This window comes from Streptomyces sp. NPDC002851 (genome assembly GCF_053591935.1).
Genome location: NZ_JBSFUT010000046.1, coordinates 18,524 through 38,871, shown reverse-complemented (window position 1 = coordinate 38,871; position 20,348 = coordinate 18,524). Strand labels below are relative to the sequence as shown.

General features: G+C 68.2%; 19 protein-coding genes. 2 read left to right on the top strand and 17 right to left on the bottom strand.

Going from position 1 to position 20,348, the window contains the following annotated elements; genetic code table 11:
* Positions 1–17: 17 nt before the first annotated feature.
* Both ACWD10_RS33710 and ACWD10_RS33705 read left to right on the top strand, forming a co-directional pair.
* Positions 18–803 carry an electron transfer flavoprotein subunit beta/FixA family protein gene (locus ACWD10_RS33710; RefSeq protein ID WP_451097475.1) on the top strand — a complete coding sequence of 262 codons (786 nt, stop codon included), beginning with the start codon at positions 18–20 and terminating at the stop codon, positions 801–803.
* A 61-nt stretch (positions 804–864) separates the two neighbouring features.
* Complete coding sequence (locus ACWD10_RS33705; RefSeq protein ID WP_451097474.1) at positions 865–1,827, top strand: electron transfer flavoprotein subunit alpha/FixB family protein; 963 nt, start codon at positions 865–867, stop codon at positions 1,825–1,827.
* Positions 1,828–2,069: 242 nt separating this feature from the next.
* On the opposite strand, the gene ACWD10_RS33700 is transcribed toward ACWD10_RS33705, so the two are convergent.
* From ACWD10_RS33700 to ACWD10_RS33620, 17 genes are all read right to left on the bottom strand, one after another.
* Positions 2,070–2,381 (bottom strand): FAD-binding protein, encoded by a 312-nt coding sequence (locus ACWD10_RS33700; RefSeq protein WP_451097473.1) that lies wholly within the window; start codon positions 2,379–2,381, stop codon positions 2,070–2,072.
* 228 nt (positions 2,382–2,609) lie between these two features.
* Positions 2,610–3,068: an AMP-binding protein gene (locus ACWD10_RS33695; RefSeq protein ID WP_451097472.1), complete on the bottom strand. Its 459-nt coding sequence runs from the start codon at positions 3,066–3,068 to the stop codon at positions 2,610–2,612.
* Between the two features lie 548 nt (positions 3,069–3,616).
* Entirely contained in the window at positions 3,617–5,482 is a 1,866-nt protein-coding gene (locus tag ACWD10_RS33690; protein ID WP_451097471.1) for an FAD-binding protein, read from the bottom strand.
* Positions 5,479–6,195, bottom strand: coding sequence for a VIT1/CCC1 transporter family protein (locus ACWD10_RS33685; RefSeq protein WP_451097470.1), 717 nt, complete (start codon positions 6,193–6,195; stop codon positions 5,479–5,481). Before ACWD10_RS33685 ends, ACWD10_RS33690 begins: the two co-directional genes overlap by 4 nt.
* 115 nt (positions 6,196–6,310) lie before the next feature.
* Positions 6,311–7,384: an ABC transporter ATP-binding protein gene (locus ACWD10_RS33680; RefSeq protein WP_451097469.1), complete on the bottom strand. Its 1,074-nt coding sequence runs from the start codon at positions 7,382–7,384 to the stop codon at positions 6,311–6,313.
* A complete protein-coding gene (locus tag ACWD10_RS33675) occupies positions 7,377–8,426 on the bottom strand; it encodes an ABC transporter ATP-binding protein (RefSeq protein ID WP_451097468.1) in 1,050 nt (349 codons plus the stop codon). The genes ACWD10_RS33680 and ACWD10_RS33675 overlap by 8 nt, the downstream gene beginning before the upstream one ends.
* A complete protein-coding gene (locus ACWD10_RS33670; protein ID WP_451097467.1) occupies positions 8,423–9,355 on the bottom strand; it encodes an ABC transporter permease in 933 nt (310 codons plus the stop codon). Before ACWD10_RS33670 ends, ACWD10_RS33675 begins: the two co-directional genes overlap by 4 nt.
* 13 nt (positions 9,356–9,368) lie before the next feature.
* Positions 9,369–10,298, bottom strand: a complete 930-nt coding sequence (locus tag ACWD10_RS33665; RefSeq protein ID WP_451097466.1) for an ABC transporter permease — start codon at positions 10,296–10,298, stop codon at positions 9,369–9,371.
* 42 nt (positions 10,299–10,340) lie between these two features.
* The gene (locus ACWD10_RS33660; RefSeq protein ID WP_451097465.1) at positions 10,341–11,813 is read right to left on the bottom strand and encodes a peptide ABC transporter substrate-binding protein; all 1,473 of its coding nucleotides are present in this window, start codon (positions 11,811–11,813) and stop codon (positions 10,341–10,343) included.
* A 163-nt stretch (positions 11,814–11,976) separates the two neighbouring features.
* Entirely contained in the window at positions 11,977–13,128 is a 1,152-nt protein-coding gene (locus ACWD10_RS33655; protein WP_451097464.1) for a dipeptidase, read from the bottom strand.
* 49 nt (positions 13,129–13,177) lie between these two features.
* Positions 13,178–13,711, bottom strand: coding sequence for an FMN-binding negative transcriptional regulator (locus ACWD10_RS33650; protein ID WP_451097463.1), 534 nt, complete (start codon positions 13,709–13,711; stop codon positions 13,178–13,180).
* Positions 13,708–13,911: a hypothetical protein gene (locus tag ACWD10_RS33645; RefSeq protein WP_451097462.1), complete on the bottom strand. Its 204-nt coding sequence runs from the start codon at positions 13,909–13,911 to the stop codon at positions 13,708–13,710. Before ACWD10_RS33645 ends, ACWD10_RS33650 begins: the two co-directional genes overlap by 4 nt.
* Positions 13,912–14,208: 297 nt before the next feature.
* A complete protein-coding gene (locus tag ACWD10_RS33640) occupies positions 14,209–15,237 on the bottom strand; it encodes an ornithine cyclodeaminase (protein ID WP_451097461.1) in 1,029 nt (342 codons plus the stop codon).
* Positions 15,238–15,539: 302 nt separating this feature from the next.
* Entirely contained in the window at positions 15,540–15,944 is a 405-nt protein-coding gene (locus ACWD10_RS33635) for a hypothetical protein (protein ID WP_451097494.1), read from the bottom strand.
* A 113-nt stretch (positions 15,945–16,057) separates the two neighbouring features.
* Positions 16,058–17,668: an alanine/glycine:cation symporter family protein gene (locus ACWD10_RS33630; RefSeq protein ID WP_451097460.1), complete on the bottom strand. Its 1,611-nt coding sequence runs from the start codon at positions 17,666–17,668 to the stop codon at positions 16,058–16,060.
* A 289-nt stretch (positions 17,669–17,957) separates the two neighbouring features.
* Positions 17,958–18,584, bottom strand: a complete 627-nt coding sequence (locus ACWD10_RS33625; protein ID WP_451097459.1) for an FMN-binding negative transcriptional regulator — start codon at positions 18,582–18,584, stop codon at positions 17,958–17,960.
* Positions 18,585–18,665: 81 nt separating this feature from the next.
* The gene (locus ACWD10_RS33620) at positions 18,666–20,327 is read right to left on the bottom strand and encodes a PucR family transcriptional regulator (protein WP_451097458.1); all 1,662 of its coding nucleotides are present in this window, start codon (positions 20,325–20,327) and stop codon (positions 18,666–18,668) included.
* Positions 20,328–20,348 lie beyond the last annotated feature (21 nt).

The following is a 20,348-nucleotide window of genomic DNA, read 5'->3' as shown; positions in this document are numbered from 1 at the left end:
CACTATGGAGAGCTGGCGTGAGCTTGAGGATCGTTGTCACCGTGAAGTACGTGCCGGACGCCACCGGCGACCGGCATTTCGCTAATGACCTGACCGTCGACCGGGATGCCGTGGACGGGCTGCTGTCGGAGCTGGACGAATACGCGGTCGAGCAGGCGCTGCAGATCGCGGGGAACGCGGACGACGCGGAAGTCACCGTGCTGACGGTGGGTCCGGAGGACGCGAAGGACTCACTGCGCAAGGCCTTGTCGATGGGTGCGGGCAAGGCGATCCATGTCGAGGACGAGGACCTGCACGGCACCGACATCATCGGCACCTCGCTGGTGCTGGCGAAAGCAATCGAGAAGGCCGGCTTCGACCTGGTGGTCTCCGGTATGGCCTCCACCGACGGCACCGCCGGTGTGGTTCCGGCCCTGCTCGCGGAGCGTCTGGGGGTGCCGCAGGTGACGCTACTGTCCGAGGTGGCAGTTGTTGAGGGTGTGGTGACGGGCCGTCGGGACGGTGACACGGCCTCCGAGCGGTTGGAGGCTGCGCTGCCGGCGGTGGTGTCGGTGACCGACCAGTCGGGCGAGGCGCGCTACCCCTCGTTCAAGGGGATCATGGCGGCGAAGAAGAAGCCGGTGATCTCCTGGGACCTGTCGGATCTGGGCATCGCGGCCGAGGAAGTGGGCCTGGAGGGCGCCTGGACGGTCGTCGACTCCACGGCGGAGCGTCCGGTCCGCAGCGCGGGCACAGTCGTCAAGGACGAGGGCGAGGGCGGCAAGCAGCTCGCCGAGTTCCTCGCGGGCCAGAGGGTCATCTGACCCTCAGTCATCCCCCTCATTCGCCCCCAAGTCTTTGTCACCGCAGGAGAGAAGACGTTTCATGTCTGAAGTTCTCGTGTATGTCGCCCACGTGGACGGCGCCGTCCGCAAGCCCACCCTGGCGCTTCTCACCCTGGCCCGCCGCATCGGCAAGCCGGTCGCCGTGGCCCTCGGCGCCCATGCGGCCGACACCGCCGCCGTGCTCGCCGAGCACGGCGCGACCCGGGTGCTCACCAACGACGCCGCCGAGTTCGCCGACTACCTCGTCGTGCCCAAGGTCGACGCGCTGCAGGCTGCCCACGCCGCGGTCGGCCCGTCCGCCGTGCTCGTGCCCTCCTCCGCGGAGGGCAAGGAGATTGCCGCGCGCCTCGCGGTGCGCATCGGCTCCGGCATCATCACCGACGCCGTCGACCTTGAGGCCGGCGCCCAGGGCCCGGTCGCGACGCAGTCCGCGTTCGCCGCGTCCTTCACCACCAAGTCCCGCATCGCCAAGGGCATCCCGGTCATCACCGTCAAGCCCAACAGCGCCCCTATCGAAGCCGCCCCCGGCGCGGGCACGGTCGAGCCCCTCGCGGTCTCCTTCTCGGAGCAAGCCACCGGCACCAGGGTCACCGCGTGCACGCCGCGCGAGTCGACCGGCCGCCCCGAGCTGACCGAGGCCGCGATCGTCGTCTCCGGCGGCCGTGGCGTCAACGGCGCCGAGAACTTCCCAATCATCGAGGACCTGGCCGACTCCCTCGGCGCTGCCGTCGGCGCCTCCCGTGCTGCCGTCGACGCCGGCTGGTACCCCCACACCAATCAGGTCGGCCAGACTGGCAAATCGGTCTCTCCCCAGCTCTACATCGCCGCCGGTATCTCCGGCGCCATCCAGCACCGCGCCGGCATGCAGACCTCCAGGACGATCGTCGCCATCAACAAGGACGCCGAGGCCCCCATCTTCGACCTCGTCGACTACGGCATCGTCGGCGACCTCTTCGACGTCGTCCCGCAACTCACCGAAGACGTCAAGACCCGCAAGGGCTGACACCTACGAGACAGCGAGAGGCCCCGGGACCGATTCGGTCCCGGGGCCTCTCGATAGGTGCCTGCTGGTGCAACGCGAGGCTCCTCGGTTTCGTTTTCAGCCGAGGAGCCTCTTCGGCGTTTTGGCAGGAAGGCGGCAGCTGGGGCGCCCCCACCGTCGCGCGCCGAGTAGGGCCGTGGTCATCAGGCACCGCAGCGACAGCGGACCCCTTTCTGGGAAAGGGGTCCGCCGATGAGCTGAACTCAGCTGATGCGAGTTGACGTCAGGCTCGCTCTCACCTCATCGCGGCGGAGGACCATCGACCCAGATACGTCGGACTCTGCAGTGAGCAGGGGAACGACCTCGCGCCAGTCACCGACGATGCCGATGTCCCTGTGGGCGAAGATCTCTGCCTCAGTGTCAGAGTGGATCGCCAGGACATTCCCGGCTCGTCCCACGCCCGCCATGTGTAGCGGACTGCCCGACATTCCGGTCGCCACGTACAGACGTGGAGCGATGTTTCGTGCCGTTACGCCGACCTGTCGTGCGTGGGGCAGCCATGCGGCATCCGTCACGGCCCGCGGACTCGTCCTCCTTGGGCCTGCCCTGGTATCCGGCAGTGGGCGCGGGGAGCGCAGGACGATCTCGCCGCTGCCCTCGCCGGCGGTTGTGCCGTCCGGCCGCCGTACCGCGAGAGCCGCGATGCTGCTGGCCCGCCCCGCGCGCCCGGGGGAGCGCACGGCCCTCGGCGGGCGTGGTGAAGGCGGCGATGAGCGGCATCGCTGTCATGCCGTAGGCCTGCGTCACGGCGCAGCAGGCAGGGCCTCGTGCAGCGGGTCTGTCACACTCGCGGGCAGCGGTTCGGCGCCGCTCATCACGCGGGTCAGCCGACTGGCGCGCAGCCGTTCCAAGAGATGCGGCTCGGTGAAGAGTTGCCGGAGCAGGGTGGGTGCGATGAAGGCGCGGCCGATGCCCGCACGCTCCACGGCGTCCACGATCCGCTGCAGGGTCCGCCCGCCGGTCGGCAGGATCTCCGAGCAGCCCCGGGCCCACAGCTGGGCCAGCGTGATGTGGTGCAGTCCCGCGCTCCACAAGAACGACGGGACGACGAGGTACTTCTCGTCCGCCGACAGTTCCAGGTCGGCGATCTGATGGAGCGTGTTCCACAGGATGCCCTGGTGGGTGTGGACCACGGCCTTGGGGGAGCCGGTCATGCCCGAGGTGTAGTACGTCATCGCCGGGTCGGCCGGCGAGACCGCCACGAGCGGCGCCCCGGCGTCTTTGGCGGTTCCGCGCTCACCAGTACACGGCTCGTGGGCGGGAAGCGGGAGACGTTCACGCTCGCGGCCGACGAGGGGAACCGGCCTGCCACCACGGTCACCGCGGGGAACGCCTCACAGCTGTCCGACGGCGCTTCCGCATGCCTCCTGATGGAGGCGGGCGCCGCATCCCGCCGCGGACTACGACCCCTTGGCGTCTAGCGGGGCATCGCGGTGGCCGGCTGCGCCCCGGACGAGATGGGCGTCGGCCCCGTCCTGGCCGTGCCGAAGCTGCTGAAGCAGCATGGCGGCCTCACCATCGACGACATCGGGCTGTGAGAGCTCAACGAGGCGTTCGTGTCCCAGGGCGTGCACTGCCGTGACCAACTGGGCATCGCCCCGGACAAGTTCAACGTGAACGGCGGCGGCATGGGGGCCGCCGGACTCTTCGAGGTCTGCTGTGCGGGGAGCCGTACGCGGCGACCACGCGAAAGAGGTCCTGTGCAGCCATGCCGGCTGCACAGGACCTCTTCTCTTGCGCCTTTCGCCTGCTATCCCCGCTGCGGCATCGCGCGGGAGATCTCCTCCGTGAGCAGCGGGACCACCTCGCGCCAGTCCCCCACGATGCCGATGTCGCTGTGCGCGAACACCGCCGCCTCCGAGTCCACGTTGATCGCCAGTACGCTGCCGGCCCGGCCCACGCCCGCCATGTGCAGCGGGCTGCCGGACACACCAGTCGCCACGTACAGGCGCGGGGCGATTCCGCGTGCGGTGACGCCGAGCTGGCGCGCGTGCGGGAGCCAGGACGCGTCGGTGACCGCCCGGGTGGCGGCGATCTCCGCCCGGAGCACGGCCTGAAGGTCGTTGAGCCGACCGTAGTCGTCCGGGTGCACGCCCCGGCCGAGCCCGATCACGAACTCCGCGCGGTCCAGCGCCTCGTAGTCGTCCTCCTCCTCCCGGAACAGCCGCCGCACCCCGTCCTCCTCGCCGACCGAGAGGTGACGCACGGGCAGGGTTTCTCGTCCGGCGCGTGGGGTGCGTACTGGGAGGCAGCCCGTCCGTACGGTCAGGATCTGGGTCGAGGAGGCACTGTCGATCTCGGCGATGTGGTGCGTCCCGCAGGGCTTGTCGCCGACGATCAGTGGGCTGGACAGGCGGCCGTTCTCCAGGCCTGCGCCGACCGTCCGGAGCCCCACGACGTCGCTGACGAGGCCGCCGTCCCACAGCACGGCCAGTCGGGCGAGCAGCTCACGGCCCCAGGGAGAGGCCGGTCCGAGGATGGCCCAGGGGCGGCGCGCAGGGTACTCGGTCAGCGCGGCCGCGAGCGGCCCGGCGCAGAAGTGGTGGGCGGTGAGGAGTTCGTCGGCGCCCCAGCCGGCGACGTGGGCCCGGTGCTCGGCGGCCGCCAAGGCGACCACCTTGGCTCCCGCCCGGTCCGCCACGGCCGCCGCCTCGCCGAGCAGCGCCCGCGCGGCCCGCCCGTTCGCCTCGCCGACCGCGACGAGAACGGTCCGGTCGCCGGGCCGCGCGGCGGCCGACGGCACGACGGGGGCGGACGCCCGTTCGCCCCGCTGCTGCGGCAGCGCGCCGCGTTCGGCGAGGAGACGGACCGCCTCGGTCACGTTCCGGTCCAGGCTGCGGTGCCGCAACACCTGGCCCTCGCGGCTCCCGGAGGCGCTGCGGACCCGGCGCACGCGGGTGGGGCTCCGGTCGGGGCCCCACGGACCCTGCCCTAGGTGGTCGGCCGTGAGCACCCGGACCCTGCCGTGCCCCACCCATTTGTCGCGGGGCACTTTCGCGGGGCGGCAGGACCGCTCGGCCACGGACACCACGGCGGGCAGCCGGACGGACACGTCTTCTATGGCGCCGTCGAGCTGTAGCCGTGCCCGCAGCGTGCGCGGGGCCGCCCGGCCATCCTCCGGCAGATCGTCGGGGCCCAGGAAGACGGCCGGACCGGTGAAAGGCAGTCCGAGGAGCTGGGCGACCATGGGGCCGATGGCGCCGGTGTCGCCGTCGACCGAGCTGCGCCCCACGACGATCAGGTCCGCGGGCCCCTGCCGCCGGACTGCGGCGGCGAGGGCATGGGCGGTGACGAGGCAGTCCGCGCCGGCGAGTGCGCCGTCGCTGACGAGCGTGCCCGCGTCGGCACCCCAGGCGATCGACTCGCGCACCACGTCCGCGGCGTGCGGCGGCCCCATGGTGACGACAGTGCTGTGGCCGCCGGTGTCCTGCGCGAACCGCACCGCGTGCGCGATGGCCCGGCGACAGAAGGGGTTGATCTCGGTGGCCCACGGGTCACGGCGCAGGCGGCCGTCGTCGGTGAGCTCGCCGGTGGAGTCGTCCCGCGGCACCTGCTTGGCGAGCGCGACGGTACGCAGGCGCCAGGTGTGGAACCGGGACGTGGCTGGCTCGGTCATGACAGGCCGACACCCACCAGCAGGCCGACGCCGTACGTCACGGCCGCGGAGATGCCGCCCAGGACCAGCTGGCGCGTGCCGCCGAACCAGAGGGGTCGTGCCGTGAGGCGGGCGACGACGGCTCCGGTCAGGACCAGCGCGAGCGCGCTCAGGAAGAGGGTGATGAAAATACTTTCGGCGCCGAACACGAAGGGCAGAAGCGGTACGGCGGCGCCGATGGAGAAGGCGGTGAAGGACGAGGCGGCGGCGGTCCACGGCGAGGGCAGGTCGTCCGGGTCGATTCCGAGTTCCTCGCGGGTGTGGACGCGCCAGGCGACCTCGGGGTCGTTGGTCAGTTCCTCCGCGACCTGCGAGGCGAGCTCAGGGCGCAGTCCCTTGGCCTCGTAGATCGCGGTCAGCTCGGCCAGCTCGCCCTCAGGGTTGTGCTTCAACTCGCGCTGTTCCACCGCTATTTCGGCCTGGGCGAGTTCGGTCTGCGAGGACACGGAGGCGTATTCGCCAGAGGCCATCGAGCAGGCGCCCGCCACCAGGCCCGCGAGTCCGGTGAGGAGGACGGTGCCGCCGGTGGCGCCGCCGCCGACGACGCCTGCGACGAGGGAGAAGTTGGAGACCAGACCGTCCATCACGCCGAAGGTCGCGGGGCGGAGCCAGCCGCCGGTGACGTCGCGGTGCGCGTGGTGGATCTCGGGGGTGTGGGCCTGTGACAGGGACATGTTGGGGAGTTCTCCAGTGGTGCGGTGGTCGTTCTTGTGACGGTTGCTGTGCCAGGAGCTGAGGACGGGCGCTCGGGTGCGGCGGCGGTGCGGGTGACTGCCGGCCGCTGCGGGGTCAGACGATGTCCGCCCCGCTGGAGCGCTCTGGGTGATGGCAGGCGACGCGGTGGTCGCGTTCCTGCACGACCGGGGTCAGGAGGGGTGCCTCCTGGGCGCACCGGCTGGTGGCGGCCGGGCAGCGGGTGCGGAACCGGCAGCCGGACGGCGGGTCGATGGGGCTGGGTACGTCGCCTTCCAGGCGCACGGTTCCGCGCGAGCGCGGTTGCGCGGGGTCGGCTTCCGGGACCGCGGAGAGCAGGGCCCGGGTGTAGGGGTGGGCGGGGCGGTTGTAGACCTGCTCCACCGCGCCCTGCTCGACGATCCGGCCGAGGTACATGACGGCCACGCGATCGGCGAGATGTTCCACGACGGCCAGGTCGTGCGCGATGAACAGGCAGGCCAGGCCGAAGTCCCGTTGCAGGGACGAGATCAGGTTGACGATCTGCGCCTGCACGGAGACGTCCAGAGCCGACACCGGCTCGTCGCACACGAGCACATCGGGTCTTAGAGCGAGCGCACGGGCGATGCCAATTCGCTGCTTCTGCCCGCCCGAGAACTGATGCGGATAGCGACCGGCGTGTGCAGGGCTCAGGCCGACCGCCTTCAACAGGTCGTCGACGCGATGCAGTTGGTCCGTACGCGACCCTTCCCGATGGACGGCGAGGGGTTCGCGGATGAGCTGTGCGACGGTCATCCGCGGGTCGAGTGCGGTGGCCGGGTCCTGGAACACCAGCTGTACGTGCCGGCGCAGGTCACGCAGGCGTCGCCCCCGGGCCGTGTCGAGGCGCTGTCCCAGGACGGTGACCTCTCCGGAGGTGGGGCGGTCGAGTGCCGTGAGGAGACGGGCGAGAGTCGATTTTCCACAACCCGACTCTCCGACCAGGCCGAGTGTCTCGCCCCGTGCCACGTCCAGGTCGACGCCGTCGACGGCCTTGATCCGGGGGCTGTTGCGGCGGCCGAGCAGACCGCCGCCGACCGGGATGTGGCGTACGAGGGAACGCGCCCGCAGGGCCACATCACCGGCGTCGTCAGCCGCAACATCCTTCCGAACCTCTCCCGACTCCGGTTCCACTGCCTTGAGTTCAGACATCGGCGACACTTCCGTCCCTCGTCTCCGCTCGGCTGGCGTGGCAGGCGCAGAGACGGCCGCCTCCGATCGCGTAGAGGGGTGGGGGCTCGGCGCACTGTTCGCTCGCGTCCGGGCACCGGGGGCGCAAAGGGCAGCCCGTCGGCATGTGGGCCGGATCGGGAGGAGAGCCGCCGAGGACCGTGAGCGGCCGGCCACGCGTTCCCGGGCGCGGAACGGCCTGGAGCAGGGCGCGGGTATACGGGTGTCGGGGTGTTGCGTAGAGGTCGTCCGCGGGGGCCACTTCCGCGATGCGCCCCGCGTACATCACCGCTACCTCGTCCGCGACGCCAGCCACGACGCCCAGGTCGTGGCTGATGAGGACCAGAGCCATCCGTAGCTGTTGCTGCATGTCGGCGAGCAGGTCCATGATCTGCGCCTGGACCGTCACATCGAGAGCCGTGGTGGGCTCGTCCGCGATAAGCACGTCGGGGTCCAGCGCCAGGGCCATGGCGATCACCACGCGCTGGCGCATTCCTCCGGAGAACTGGTGCGGATAGTCGCGGGCCCGACGTTCGGCCGCGGGGATACGCACCCGGTCGAGCATGCGGACGGCCTGACGGCGCGCTTCGCTCCGCCCCGTGCCCCGGTGGGCGCGGTACATCTCGGCGATCTGCGCTCCCACGGGCACAGCCGGATTGAGCGCGGAAAGAGAATCCTGGAAGACCATGGCCAACCGCGGTCCCCTGAGCCGGCGTTGCTCGTCTGGCGGCAAGGTGAGCACGTCGGTGCCGTCCAGTCGTATCGCGCCGCTCGTGATCCGTGCGCGGGGCGGCAGGATGCCCATCACGGAGCGGGCGGTCAGGCTCTTGCCCGATCCCGATTCGCCGATGACGGCGAGGGTGCGTCCCCGTTCGAGACGCAAACTCACCTCTTCAACGGCCCGGAAGGAGGTGTGACCGGTGCCGAACTCGACGCTCAGCCCGTCGAGTTCGAGGATCGGCGGGGTGGAGGGCTCGGCATAGCTCAAGGTGCGATCGCGCTCCTGGCATATGGGTGTGGTCATCGTCGCTCCGGATCGAAGGCGTCCCTGAGGGCGTCGCCGAGCAGGACGAAGCACAGGACGGCAGCCGAGAGGAAGAGGGCGGGAAACACCAACAGGTGCAGGTGTTCGGCGAAGTACTGCTGTGCGGCGTTGAGTTGGATGCCCCACGAGATCCCCGGCGCTTTCAGTCCTACGCCGAGGAAGGTGAGACCCGACTCCGCGGTGATCACCGCGGCCACGTTCAGGCCGGCCAGCACGAGCACCGGCGTGAGCGAGTTCGGTACGACGTGCCGGACGAGGATGCGGACGGGGCCCGCTCCCACGCTGCGTGCGGCGTCGATGTAATCGAGGCTGCTCGTTTCGAGAACGGCGGCCCGCATGACTCGGGTGAGGATGGGCCAGGAGAACAGCGTCAGTACCACGGACACACTGACGACGCTGTGGACGGCGAAGGCCTGCAGCACCACGATCATTCCGATGAGGGTCGGGAACCCGAAGAACACGTCCATGACCCGGCTGATCAGCGCGTCCACCGGGCCGCCGAAGTAGCCGGCCAGCGAGCCGAGTACGACGGCCGTCGCGAGCGTCAGGACCGTGGTGAGCAGGCCGATGGTCAGTGAACTGCGTGCCCCATGGATGACGTTGCTGTAGAGGTCGCACCCCTGGATGTCGAAGCCGAAGGGATGTCCCGCCCGTGGGCCGAGGCCGTTGTTGTCGAGGGAGCACTGACGGGGGTCGCCGTGCCCGAACCAGCCGCTGAATGCCTCGGGGAACGCGGCGACAGCGCAGAGCAGGAGCACTCCGACCGCCGGGAGGAAGAACCGGGGGCGACTGAGGAGTTCCCGGAGCACCGGGGCCCGGCGGGGAGCGGCGGCGGTCGGCTCGGCCGCGGGTTCCTCCGGGAGAGACGGGGTGTGGGCGGCTTCGGCAGCGCTCTTCGGATCTGCCACTGTTCCGCCGGCCCTACGCAAGGCGGATCCTCGGGTTGAGGACACCGTAGAGGAGGTCGACGACCAGGTTCACCAGGAGGAAGGCCAGGACGAGAAGGGTGCTGATCCCGACGACCACGGGGCCGTTGTGGACCTGGACGCCTTGGAAGATCTGGTAGCCGAGTCCGGGCAGGTTGAAGATGCCCTCGATGAGGATCGTCCCGCTGATCAGGTAGCCGAGGTTCACGCCGAGCATGGAGACGACCGGCACGAGGGAGTTTCGCAGGACGTGGCCGAAGAGGATCCGGCGGCGTCGGAGTCCCTTGGCGACGGCGGTGTCGACGAACCCGGAACGCATCGTCTCCAGCACGCTCGCCCTGGTCAGCCTGGCGATCTGGGGCAGGCCGAAGAGGGCCAGGCACACGGCCGGCACCAGATAGCTGAGCGGCCAACCGTCGGTGACCCCGGAGACGGGGAGCCAGCCCAGCTTCACGCCGAGGACGATCTGTGCCACGTAGGCGGTGATGAAGTAGGGGACGCCGAGGATCAGCGTCGATCCGCCCAGCACGGCGAAGTCGGTCAGCTTGCCGGACCTGGCGGCCGCGAGGAGGCCGAGGCCTACGCCGACGATGCCCTCGATCACCCAGGTGGTCAGTGCGAGCTGAACGGTGACCGGCCAGCTCGCCGCGACCACGTCGGCCACCTTGTTGCCCGTGAGGTCGACGCCGAAGTCGCCGTGCAGCAGGCCGAGAAGATACGTGCCGTACTGGACGAGGAACGGGTCGTCCAGGTGGTGCTGTTCCTTGATGGCCTGGGCCATGGATTCGGTCACGACCGTACCGGGACCGGCGAGTGCCTGCACGGGGTCGCCCGGCAGCAGATAGACCGCGGCATATATCACGAACGTGGTTCCGAAGAGCACGGGGACGACCATCAGGACCCGGTGGATCAGATATCTACACATGGCGACACCTCCTTTCAGTTGCACCGCTCTTCGCAGCTGTCGTCACTTCACCGTCACCGTGGAAAGGTCGGCGTCCGCCAGATAGTCGATGGCGACATGGCCCACCCGGTCGGAATGGACGAGGCCGGTCTCCGGGTAATAGACCGGGGCCAAGGGAATGTCCCGCAGGGCGGTCCTTGCTGCGGTGCGCACGAGGTGCGGCGCCTTCTCCGGCGGAGCGCTGTTGACCTTGTCGAGCTGCGCGGCGAATTCCTTGCTGTCGTATCCCGTGACATTGGACGTGGACGTGCTGCTGAAGAGGGATTCGACCAGAGAGTAGGAACTCGGGTAACTCGCCCCGGTGTAGAGGAGGAAGGGCCCGCTGACCTTTTTGGCGCCCAGCGCGCTGTACATCTGGTCGAGCGGTTTCGCCTGGAGGTCGATGTTCTTGATCCCGAGGTTCTTCCGGATCTGGTCGAGGATCGCCTCCAGGACCGTCTGGGTCGTGGCGTCCTGCTTGGTCCACAGGGTCAGTGAGCCCTTCCAGCCTCCGGCTTGAGCGAGCAGTTTCCGGGCCTTCGCCGGGTCGTACGAGCAGTGGGCGCAGTCCGGCCGCCCGCCGCCGTCGAGGACTTCGGGGATCACGCCGTCGGCTGGTTCACCGAAGCCGTGCAGGAGTGCCTTCACGATCGCGCGGCGGTCGATCGCCAGGGAGAAGGCCTCCCTGACGCGGCGGTCCTGGAACCGCTCGTCCCACAGCGGGAATCCGAGGTAGACGACGGCGGGCGAGCCGTCGGTGACGAGCTGGTCCCGGTAGCTGCGGCTGGCGGTCGACAGGTCATTGCCGTTGACCGTTGCGATGTCGACGGCGCCGGCGCGGAAGCTGGTGAAGGCCGTGGCGTTGCTCTGGAAGGCCTTGACCGTGATGTTCTTCGCCTTGCCCGGTGTGCCCGCGTAGTCGTCGTAGCGCTTGAGCTGTATCTGCTGGGCACCGGCGCCGATTCCCGGCGGGGCGACCTTGTACGGGCCGTTGCCGATCGGGAGCTTGTCGAAGGCGGTGAAGTTCTTTGCCTTGAAGGCGGCCTTGGGCATGGGGGCGAAGGGGGTCGCGGCCAGCATGTCGGGAAACGTCGAGAGCGGCGTGGACAGAGTCACCTTCAGGGTGTGCTTCCCGGCGACCTGCACCCCGGAAAGCTTCTCGGCCTTCGGCTTCCCCTTGGCGGGGTTGAGTGCGTCGTAACCCTCGAAGTTCATGAACAGGTAGTTGAAGGGCATGGTGTTGGGCGCATACGCCGTCGCGTTCCAGGCGTCCGCGAAGGACTGGGCCGTGACCGGTTCGCCGTTGTGGAAGGTCCAGTCCTTGTTGAGCTCGATGGTCCAGTGCCGTTGGTCCTTCGTCTCGAAATTCCGGGCGACCGCGTTGACCACCTCGCCGGACTCGGTGTCCACCTTGGTCAGCGGTGTCCAGATCGCGGCCGCCACACCGCTGTCCCCTGCCCGGCCCGGCAGGAAGTGCCCCAGGTACGAGGTAGGCACGCCTACGGAGAAGGAATTGTCACCACCGGCGCCGACGGCCTGATCGCCGCTGCTGCACGAGGTCGAGGCCACCAATGCCGCGCACACAGCCACGACGGCTGCGGGGCGGCGCGCTGCCTTGCTGCCACGCCGTGTCGAGCGCATATTCATGTGCGAACTCCGTTCATCGAAGGGGAAGTTCCGCGAATGCGGGATTGTCGGCTTCCGCCGTGCGTTCGTTGTCGCCCAGCACACGCAGGGCGTTCTCACTCGTGAGGGCATTCAGTTCGTTCCTGCTCCACCCACGGTCGGCGAGCTCCCGCATCAGATCCGGGTAGCGGGATACGTCCTCCAGACCGTCGGGCATGCTGCCGACGCCGTCGAAGTCGCCGCCGATGCCTACGTGTTCGAGGCCGGCGACCTCGCGTACGCGCTCGATGTGGTCGGCCACATCGCGCAGGGAGGCGCGCGGCTGCGGATGCCGTTCTCCCCAGGAGGCCCAGAACTGCGCCGAGTCCGGGGTGCCCCAGGTGATGTCCGCCGCGCGGGCGGCCGCGAGCGCCTCGTCGTACCAGTCGGAGACAGCCTGGGAGACGAACGTCGGCACGAAGGTGACCATGCAGACGCCGCCATTCACGCGCAGCCTGGTCAGCACCTCGTCGGGCACGTTCCGCGGGTTGTCCACCAGCGAGCGGCTGGATGAATGGGTGAAGACGACGGGCAGTTCCGACGTGTCCAGCGCGGCGTTCATCGTGGTGACCGCCACGTGCGAGAGGTCGACCAGCATGCCGCACCGGTTCATCGCGCGCACGACGTCATGACCGAACGCGGTGAGTCCGCCCACGGCGGGGACGTCCGTGGCGGAGTCCGCCCAGTCGACGTTCTCGGCATGAGTGAGCGTGAGATAGCGGACACCCAGGCGACGCAGCTGGAACAGCTCCTCGATGGAGTTGTCGATGCAGTTCCCACCCTCGGCACCGAGGAGTGAGGCGATGAGCCCGGTGCCGAGGGCCGAGCGCGCCTCGTCGGCGGTGGTGGCAAACCGGAAGTGCTCGGGATAGCGCTCGCACATCCGGCGCACCAGGCGTATCTGTTCTCGGGTCTCGGCGACGGCCTGTGGGCCGCGGATCGTCCCCGGAACGTAGACCGACCAGAACTGGGCGCCCACTGAGCCCTCTCGGAGCCGTACGACATCGGTCTGGAGGCTTTCCTGACGCCGCAGAATGTCGATTCTGTCGAGGTCCCTACCGGCTCTTTCCCACAGCGCCCACGGAAGGTCGTTGTGCCCGTCGACGACGGGGAATTCATACGGGCTGCACGGGGGCGACGTATTCATGCGGATCATCCTGGCGACAGTCGCCGTACAACTCTTCGTTGAGTTCTACCTATTTCCCGGGGTTCCCTTGGTGCTCAGCACAGGGCGGCCGACCTACCTCGTCGAGTTGTGCGTCGGCGGCGACAGGAGAAGTCCTGTCGCCGCCGGAAGTTGCCGCTCGCAGTAACGAGGAAAGAACCTCAGTCGTCGACGCCGAGTACCTTCGCATGGCGTTCGCGAGCTCCGGATTGCGATGAAAGTCGTCGCCGCTGTCGAGTGCTCGCACGACCCGCAGGGCGACCTCACGGGGCTTCTCCTGACTTACCTTGGCTTTGCTCACCACACGGTCGGGAGTGAACCGGAATCCGGTGACGCCCGGCGCGATCCGATGGGCGTACTCCTGGACCCCGGACATGTCCCAGGGCTTGGGCCGTCCGGATTCGAAGTGGTCGACGGTGGCCTCAAGTACCTCGAACGCCTCCTCCGCGGCCAGGATTTCCGGTATTCCGTGCAGGTGCGCCACCAGGAAATTCCACGTGGGCACATAGGGTTCGGCCTCGTAGAAGCTGGGCGAGACATATCCGTTAGGTCCCTCGATGATCAACAGCGTGCCGTGCTCCCCGAGTTGATGCAGCTCTGCATCAGCTTCGCGAGATGGCCGACCACGGTGGCATCATCCCGCTCCGGATCGAGGATCAAGGGAAGGTGCGAGGCGACGAGGCCTGAATCGGGCGCCTCTGCCGTGACGTTGGCACGTGTGGCCAGGTCAGCGGGCGGCGCGAACCTGCACTCTTCGTTGAGCACGCTATCTCCTTCTCAAGCCACGTCCGTTTTCCGCGCCGAGGCGACCTCAAGAATCAGCTGACTCAGAAATGGGCGCGGAGGCTGTCAGGCCCCATCGCTCCGTTTCACGCGGATGGGGCGTTCTTGTCGTTGCTACCGAGGGCGATTCCGGAGTCTCCGTCCCGGACTGCGGAACCGCTTCCCTTCAAGATCCGGACACCGTGTCGAAGTCCAGGTGGTGGCTTACGGTGGGTGGGACAAGGGCCCGGATCGCCGGCGGCCAGGCATACGGCGTCCGGGCCAACTCGGCTCGCCGACTCAGCCGACCGGGCTGGGGGTCAGCGCAAAGCCAAAGAGGTCCTTGGGATCTTCCGGATCGGCGACGAGGTCGATCTCCTCACACAGCGAGGTGCCGCTCACGCTCTCACGCAGGTATCGCAGTGCGGAGTAGTCCTCGATGGCGAACCCCACGGAGTCGAAAATGGTGATGTGGTCATCGCCGGTCCGACCGGCGACCCCACCCGTCAAAACCTTCCACAGATGAGTCACCGGGAAGTCTTCAGGCATCGCCTGGATCTCTCCCTCGATGCGGGTCTGCGGCTCGAACTCAACGAAGACAGTCCCTCGGCGCAGGATCGCGGGGTCAAGTTCGGTCTTGCCCGGACAGTCACCGCCGATCGCATTGACGTGAACTCCCGGAGCGACGTCTGGGCTGGACAGGACCGTTGCAAGCGCCTTGTCCGCCGTGCAGGTTGTAATGATGTCGGCGCCGCGGACCGCTTCCGGGCCGGCGGTGCAGACCTGGATGTCGAATCCGAGTGGGGCCAGGTTGCGTACGAGCTTCTCCACGGCCCGAGGATCGGTGTCGTAGACCCTGAGGTCCTGGATGCCGAGAACCTCCCGGAAGGCAATCGCCTGGAACTCGGACTGGCTTCCGGCGCCGATCATCGCCATGACTGCCGAGTCCGGTCGGGCGAGGGCCCGCGCGGCCCTAGCCGACGTCGCGGCGGTTCGCAGCGCAGTGAGGACGGTCATCTCCGCGACGAATACGGGGTAGCCGTTGTGTACGTCGGCGAGGACGCCGAACGCGGTGACGGTCTGGTACCCGCGGGCCGGGTTGAACGGGTGTCCGTTGACGTACTTGAAGCTGTAGAGGTCCGGATCGGCGATCGGCATGAGTTCGATGACGCCGAACGGAGTGTGGCTCGCGACGCGCTCCGTCTTATCGAACGCCGGCCAACGGCGGAAGTCCTGCTCTATGGCGTCGACCAGGCCGGTCAGGATCGGGGCGATCCCCTGCTTGGAGATCCAGTGAACCATGTTTCGGACGCTGATGAATCCGGTCATCGGGCAATCACTCCTAGCATGGGTTCGAGGGATCGTTGATGGCGAGGCCGCCGAGGTCCCCAGTTGTTGTGTTGTCGGGGGTTTTCAGGTGGGTGGATGCGTCGTACGAGGTCACGACCGCATTCGGGCTGCGGGCAGCGAGCACGGGGAGCGTGCCGGGGCGGCGGCGCAGCGACTGAGGGCGGTTGCGGTCACCTGCCCGGCCTCGTCGTTGACGCGCGACACGAGGCCAACAAGCCGGGGCTCAGCCACCTCGCGTTCGGTCCGACTCCGGTAACGGGCCTACGAGCTAGCGTTGGTCCTTACTGCTGGGCAAGTGCCGACTGCTGTTCGCGCCGTCTGACGACTTGGTGTCCGATCGTGAGGATCGTGAACCATACCGCCCACACGTACAGCCCGAGCCTGGTGTCCGCCGAGGTGGCCATAAGGACGATCACGAAGGCGATCGAGGCCAGGGTGATCCAGTTGGTCACCGGCGCGCCGGGCATCCGGAAGTCGGTGGTCGGTAGGAGTCCGGCGCGCGCCTTGGACCGGTAGCGCAGGTGGGCGATGAGGATCACGGACCAGGTCCACAGCACGGCGCAGTCGCTGACCGAGGTGATGTAGACAAACGCCTTGTCCGGGGATACGGCGTTGACGATCACACCGATCCCCATGGCCAGAACGGACAGCAGCAGGGCAGGTAGAGGGAGTTGACGGTGACTCAGTCCCTTGAGCGATGGGACCGATCCGCACCAATACCTGTTCTCTTACCTTCAGTTGCTGCTGAAGACTGGGTCAATGCCCGTGCCGCACGGGCATTGACCCGATCCCTTCCCATTCACCGTCGCTTGGTGACCGCTATCCCATCTTCCACCGCGGCCAATTCCCTGTCGTCGTCGTTGGAGCGCAGCGACTGCTGGAAGCGTGCGAGTTCCCGCTTGACGAAGGGGGCGAGCAGATAGAGGCCGATGATGTTGAACAGCGAGAGCAGGAACAGCATCGCGTCGGTGAGCGCGAGCACGCTGCCGAAGCTCAGCACTGCGCCGATCACGATGAACGCGCAGAACATCAGCTGGAAGATGCGCTCGCTGGTCCTGCTCCTGCCGAACAGGTGGGTCCAGGCCTTCTGACCGTAGTAGGCCGCGGTGATCATGGTGGAGATGGCGAAGAGCACCACGGCGACGGTGAGGACGTACGGGAACCAGGGGAGTGCCGTCTCGAAGGCCGAGGAGGTGACCGTGACGCCGTCCGCGGTCGCGCCGTTCGACACGTACTCCGCCTTCGCCTCGTTCCAGACCTGGCTGTCGGCGATGACGATGGTCAGCGCGGTCATCGTGCAGATGACCACCGTGTCGATGAACGGCTCGAACAGTGCGACGAGGCCCTCGGTCGCCGGGTACTTCGTCTTCACGGCGGAGTGCGCGATCGGGGCCGTTCCCAGCCCTGCCTCATTGGAGAACGCGGCGCGGGTGAAGCCGACGATCAGCGCGCCGATCACGCCGCCGACCACGCCTTCGCCGGTGAAGGCCCCCTCAAAGATCGCGCCCACGGCCGACGGGACGGCGGTGATGTTGAACAGGATGACGATCGCGCACGCGCTGATGTACATGATGGCCATGGAGGGGACCAGACGGCTGGTCACCTTGCCGATCGACTTGATGCCGCCGATGATCACGGCGCCGACGATGACGGCGAGCACGATCCCCAGAATCAGTGCCGCCCCGTCGCCGGCGAGCGGACCGTCGTCGCCTCCGGTGATGTTGCGGATCTGGGTGACGGCCTGATTGGCCTGGAACATGTTGCCGCCGGGGATCCCGAAGGACAGGATCATGACGGCGGCGAGCGCGGCGAGGGTCTTGCCGATGGCCTTGCCGGTGGCTCCGGGCAGCTTCTCCGCGACGCCCTTGCTCAGGTACTGCATGGGGCCGCCGGACACGGAGCCGTCGGGGTGCCGGTCGCGGTAGCGGACACCGAGCGTGCACTCGACGAACTTGGTGCTCATACCGAGCAGGCCGCAGAGCACCATCCAGAAGGTGGCGCCCGCACCGCCGATGGTGACCGCCACACCCACACCGGCGATGTTGCCGAGCCCGACCGTTGCGGATAGGGCCGAGGTCAGTGCCTGGAAGTGGGTGATCTCGCCCGGGTCGTCAGGCTTGCTGTGCTTGCCACGGAGGACCTGGAAGGCCAGCTTGAGCCCGCGTACCTGGATGAAGCCGAAGTAGAGGGTGAAGACCGCACCGGCGACGACGAGCCAGGCCACAATCCAAGGGAAGTTGATCCCGAACAGCGACACCTCTCCGAAGACGAAGTCTCCGAGTCCGGTGGCAATCGGATCAAAGACCGAGTTGATCTTGTCTTCTATCTTCCCAAGGAGGTCCTGTTCCGCTCCCTGGGCTTGGAACTGGACATTCCCGAGTTCAGGCCGCAGTTCTTGTATCTGAGCCATCGCGATCTCCTTCTTCGAGGGCGGTCGCCGGGATCGGCCGAGCCGTCGGAAGGTCGTTGTGCCCGTCGACGACGGGAAATTCATACGGACTGCCCGGGGGCGACGTATTCATGCAGACCATCCTGGCGACAGTCGCCATACAACTCTTCGTTGAGTTCTACCTATTTCCCGGGGTTCCCTTGGTGCCCAGCACAGGGCCTTGCCTACCTCGTCGAGTTGTGCGTCGGCGGCGACAAGACAAGTCCTGTCGCCGCCGAAAGTTGCCGCTCGCAGCAACGAGGAAAAAACCTCAGTCGTCGACGCCGAGCACCTTTCGCATGGCCTCCGCCAGCGCCGGATTGCGATGGAAATCGTCACCGCTGTCGAGTGCTCGCACCACCCGCAGGGCGACCTCGCGGGGCTTCTCCTGACTTACCTTGGCTTTGCTCACCACACGGTCGGGAGTGAACCGGAATCCGGTGACGCCCGGCGCGATCCGATGGGCGTACTCCTGGACCCCGGACATGTCCCAGGGCTTGGGCCGTCCGGATTCGAAGTGGTCGACGGTGGCCTCAAGTACCTCGAACGCCTCCTCCGCGGCCAGGATTTCCGGTAGTCCGTGCAGGTGCGCCACCAGGAAATTCCACGTGGGCACATAGGGCTCGGCCTCGTAGAAGCTGGGCGAGACATATCCGTTAGGTCCCTCGATGATCAACAGCGTGCCATGCTGCCCGAGTTGATGCAGCTCCGCATCAGCCTTCGCGAGATGGCCGACCACGGTGGCATCATCCCGCTCCGGATCGAGGATCAAGGGAAGGTGCGAGGCGACCAGGCCTGAATCGGGCACGTGACTTATCAGGGTCGCCCAGCCGTGCGCGCGGATCAGGCTGCGCACGTGCGCGATGTCGTTCATCGCATAGCGGGTTTGTTCCAGCACGGGAATCTCCTCTGAAATGATTTGTGCAACCAGTTATAAAATGAAATGTGGAGTGAGTTCCGAGATGAGTGAGATCTGTCGTCATACGCCGAGCCGACGCAGCCGCAGCCGCAGCCACGTCACGAGTCGGGTCTCGGCGTCGTTCAGGTCGAGCCCGAACAGCTCGTGGATGCGTTTGATGCGGTAGCGCAGCGTGTTTTCGTGTATCGACAGGACGGCGGCGGCTTTCGCGGCCTCTCCAAAGGCGTCGAAGTAGGCGAGGAGCGACTCGGCGTAGGTGGTCGCGTGCCGCTGGTCGTACTCCAGGACCTCCTGGAGCGGATCCGAGGGCAGGTCCAACGCACCGGCTCCGCGTTCCCGCAGCTCCAGCAGGACGACCCGGCTGTGCACCTGCTCGATCGTCGCCACCCCGGTCTGTTCGGCGTCGTCCGCCAGCGCTTCGAGCACGCGGTCGGCGATGCGGCGGCAGGCTCCGACGCCGCCGAGCCGCAGCGCGGGGCCGGCCACACCGACGTGGACGGGCAGCGACATCGTCCGGTGCACGGCGTGCGCTACGTCATTGGCAAACCTGGTCAGCCGCGTCACCGGTAGCCCTCCTCCCTCGGGAGCCGGTACGAGGGCGTAGACCGTGTCACCCGAGGTGGCGCACACCGCCCGCGGATGGAGCGCCTCGCAGTACCGGGTGATGAGGTCGACGACCCGCTCGTGGTCGAGGCCGCGCAGCTGCGCGTGGGCGCCCGCAGGCCCGATGGCCAGTACCGTCGTCGAGGTCTCGGGCGGGCAGTCGAGCTGTTCAGCGGCGACCTGTTCCGAGATCCGGTCCTCCAGGAGCGCTGTGAGCGCAACTGCCCTGTTCCACTGTCCGGCCCGCCGGACACCGCGGGCCCGGACGAGGTGCATCGCCGAGACCTTCGCAGCCTCTTCGAGTGCCTGCTCGGCTCCCGTTTCGAGCGGCGGGACCCCGTCGAGCACCCACACCAGACCGAGCACGGCGCCGCCCGCGCGGACAGCGACGGCCAGGCGGTCACAGCGGCCGGGCTCCGTCGAGTGCAGCCGCACCACACCCCGGCTCTGCCGTACCCGTTCGTACTCCGAGGCGCCGCCGGAGCGGTACGGGGGCTGCCGGTGCAGGATGCTCAGTCGGCGGGCCTCGTCGGTCTCCTGGTGCGCGAGGCTGGAGTGGGCCAGTACCCGGCCGCGGGGATCCTCGACGATGGTGGCTCCGCCCACGCAACAGGCGATCGCGTTGGCAAGCTCGAAGAGATCACCCGTGGGGACCGCGGTGTACGCCGGGGCCCCGGCCAGGGCCGAGGCCCCGACGGCCGAGGTGATCAGCGCGTCGAGGTACCGCCAGGGGACGTCGTCGGCGGTGATCAACAGACAGATCCTTGCCGCGTTCGCCGTTTCGACGGCCGGGGAGATGTCCTGGCCCCGGGCCTTCAGGACGAGGGCCCGATAGCCGCGTGCGCCCGCCTGCCGAATAGCGTCCAGGGTCGCGAGACTGGTAGGTGAGCCGCCCACGGCGAGCAGAACGCCGCCAGGCTGCTCGGGGACGCGCTCGCCGACGTCGTGAATGACCGGCTCCGTGACCTGCCCCTCCGCTCCGGGCGGCGCACACGCCACATGGAGCAGCTGGGGCCCCACCAGTTCGAGGAGGGCGGCGAGGCTCGTGTCGTGCGCCGCGGGGACGTCGGCGTGGAGCGCTGTCGTGGAAGGAGAGTTGCCCATCGTTTGCTGTGCCATGGTCGACCGCCTGTGTTCTGG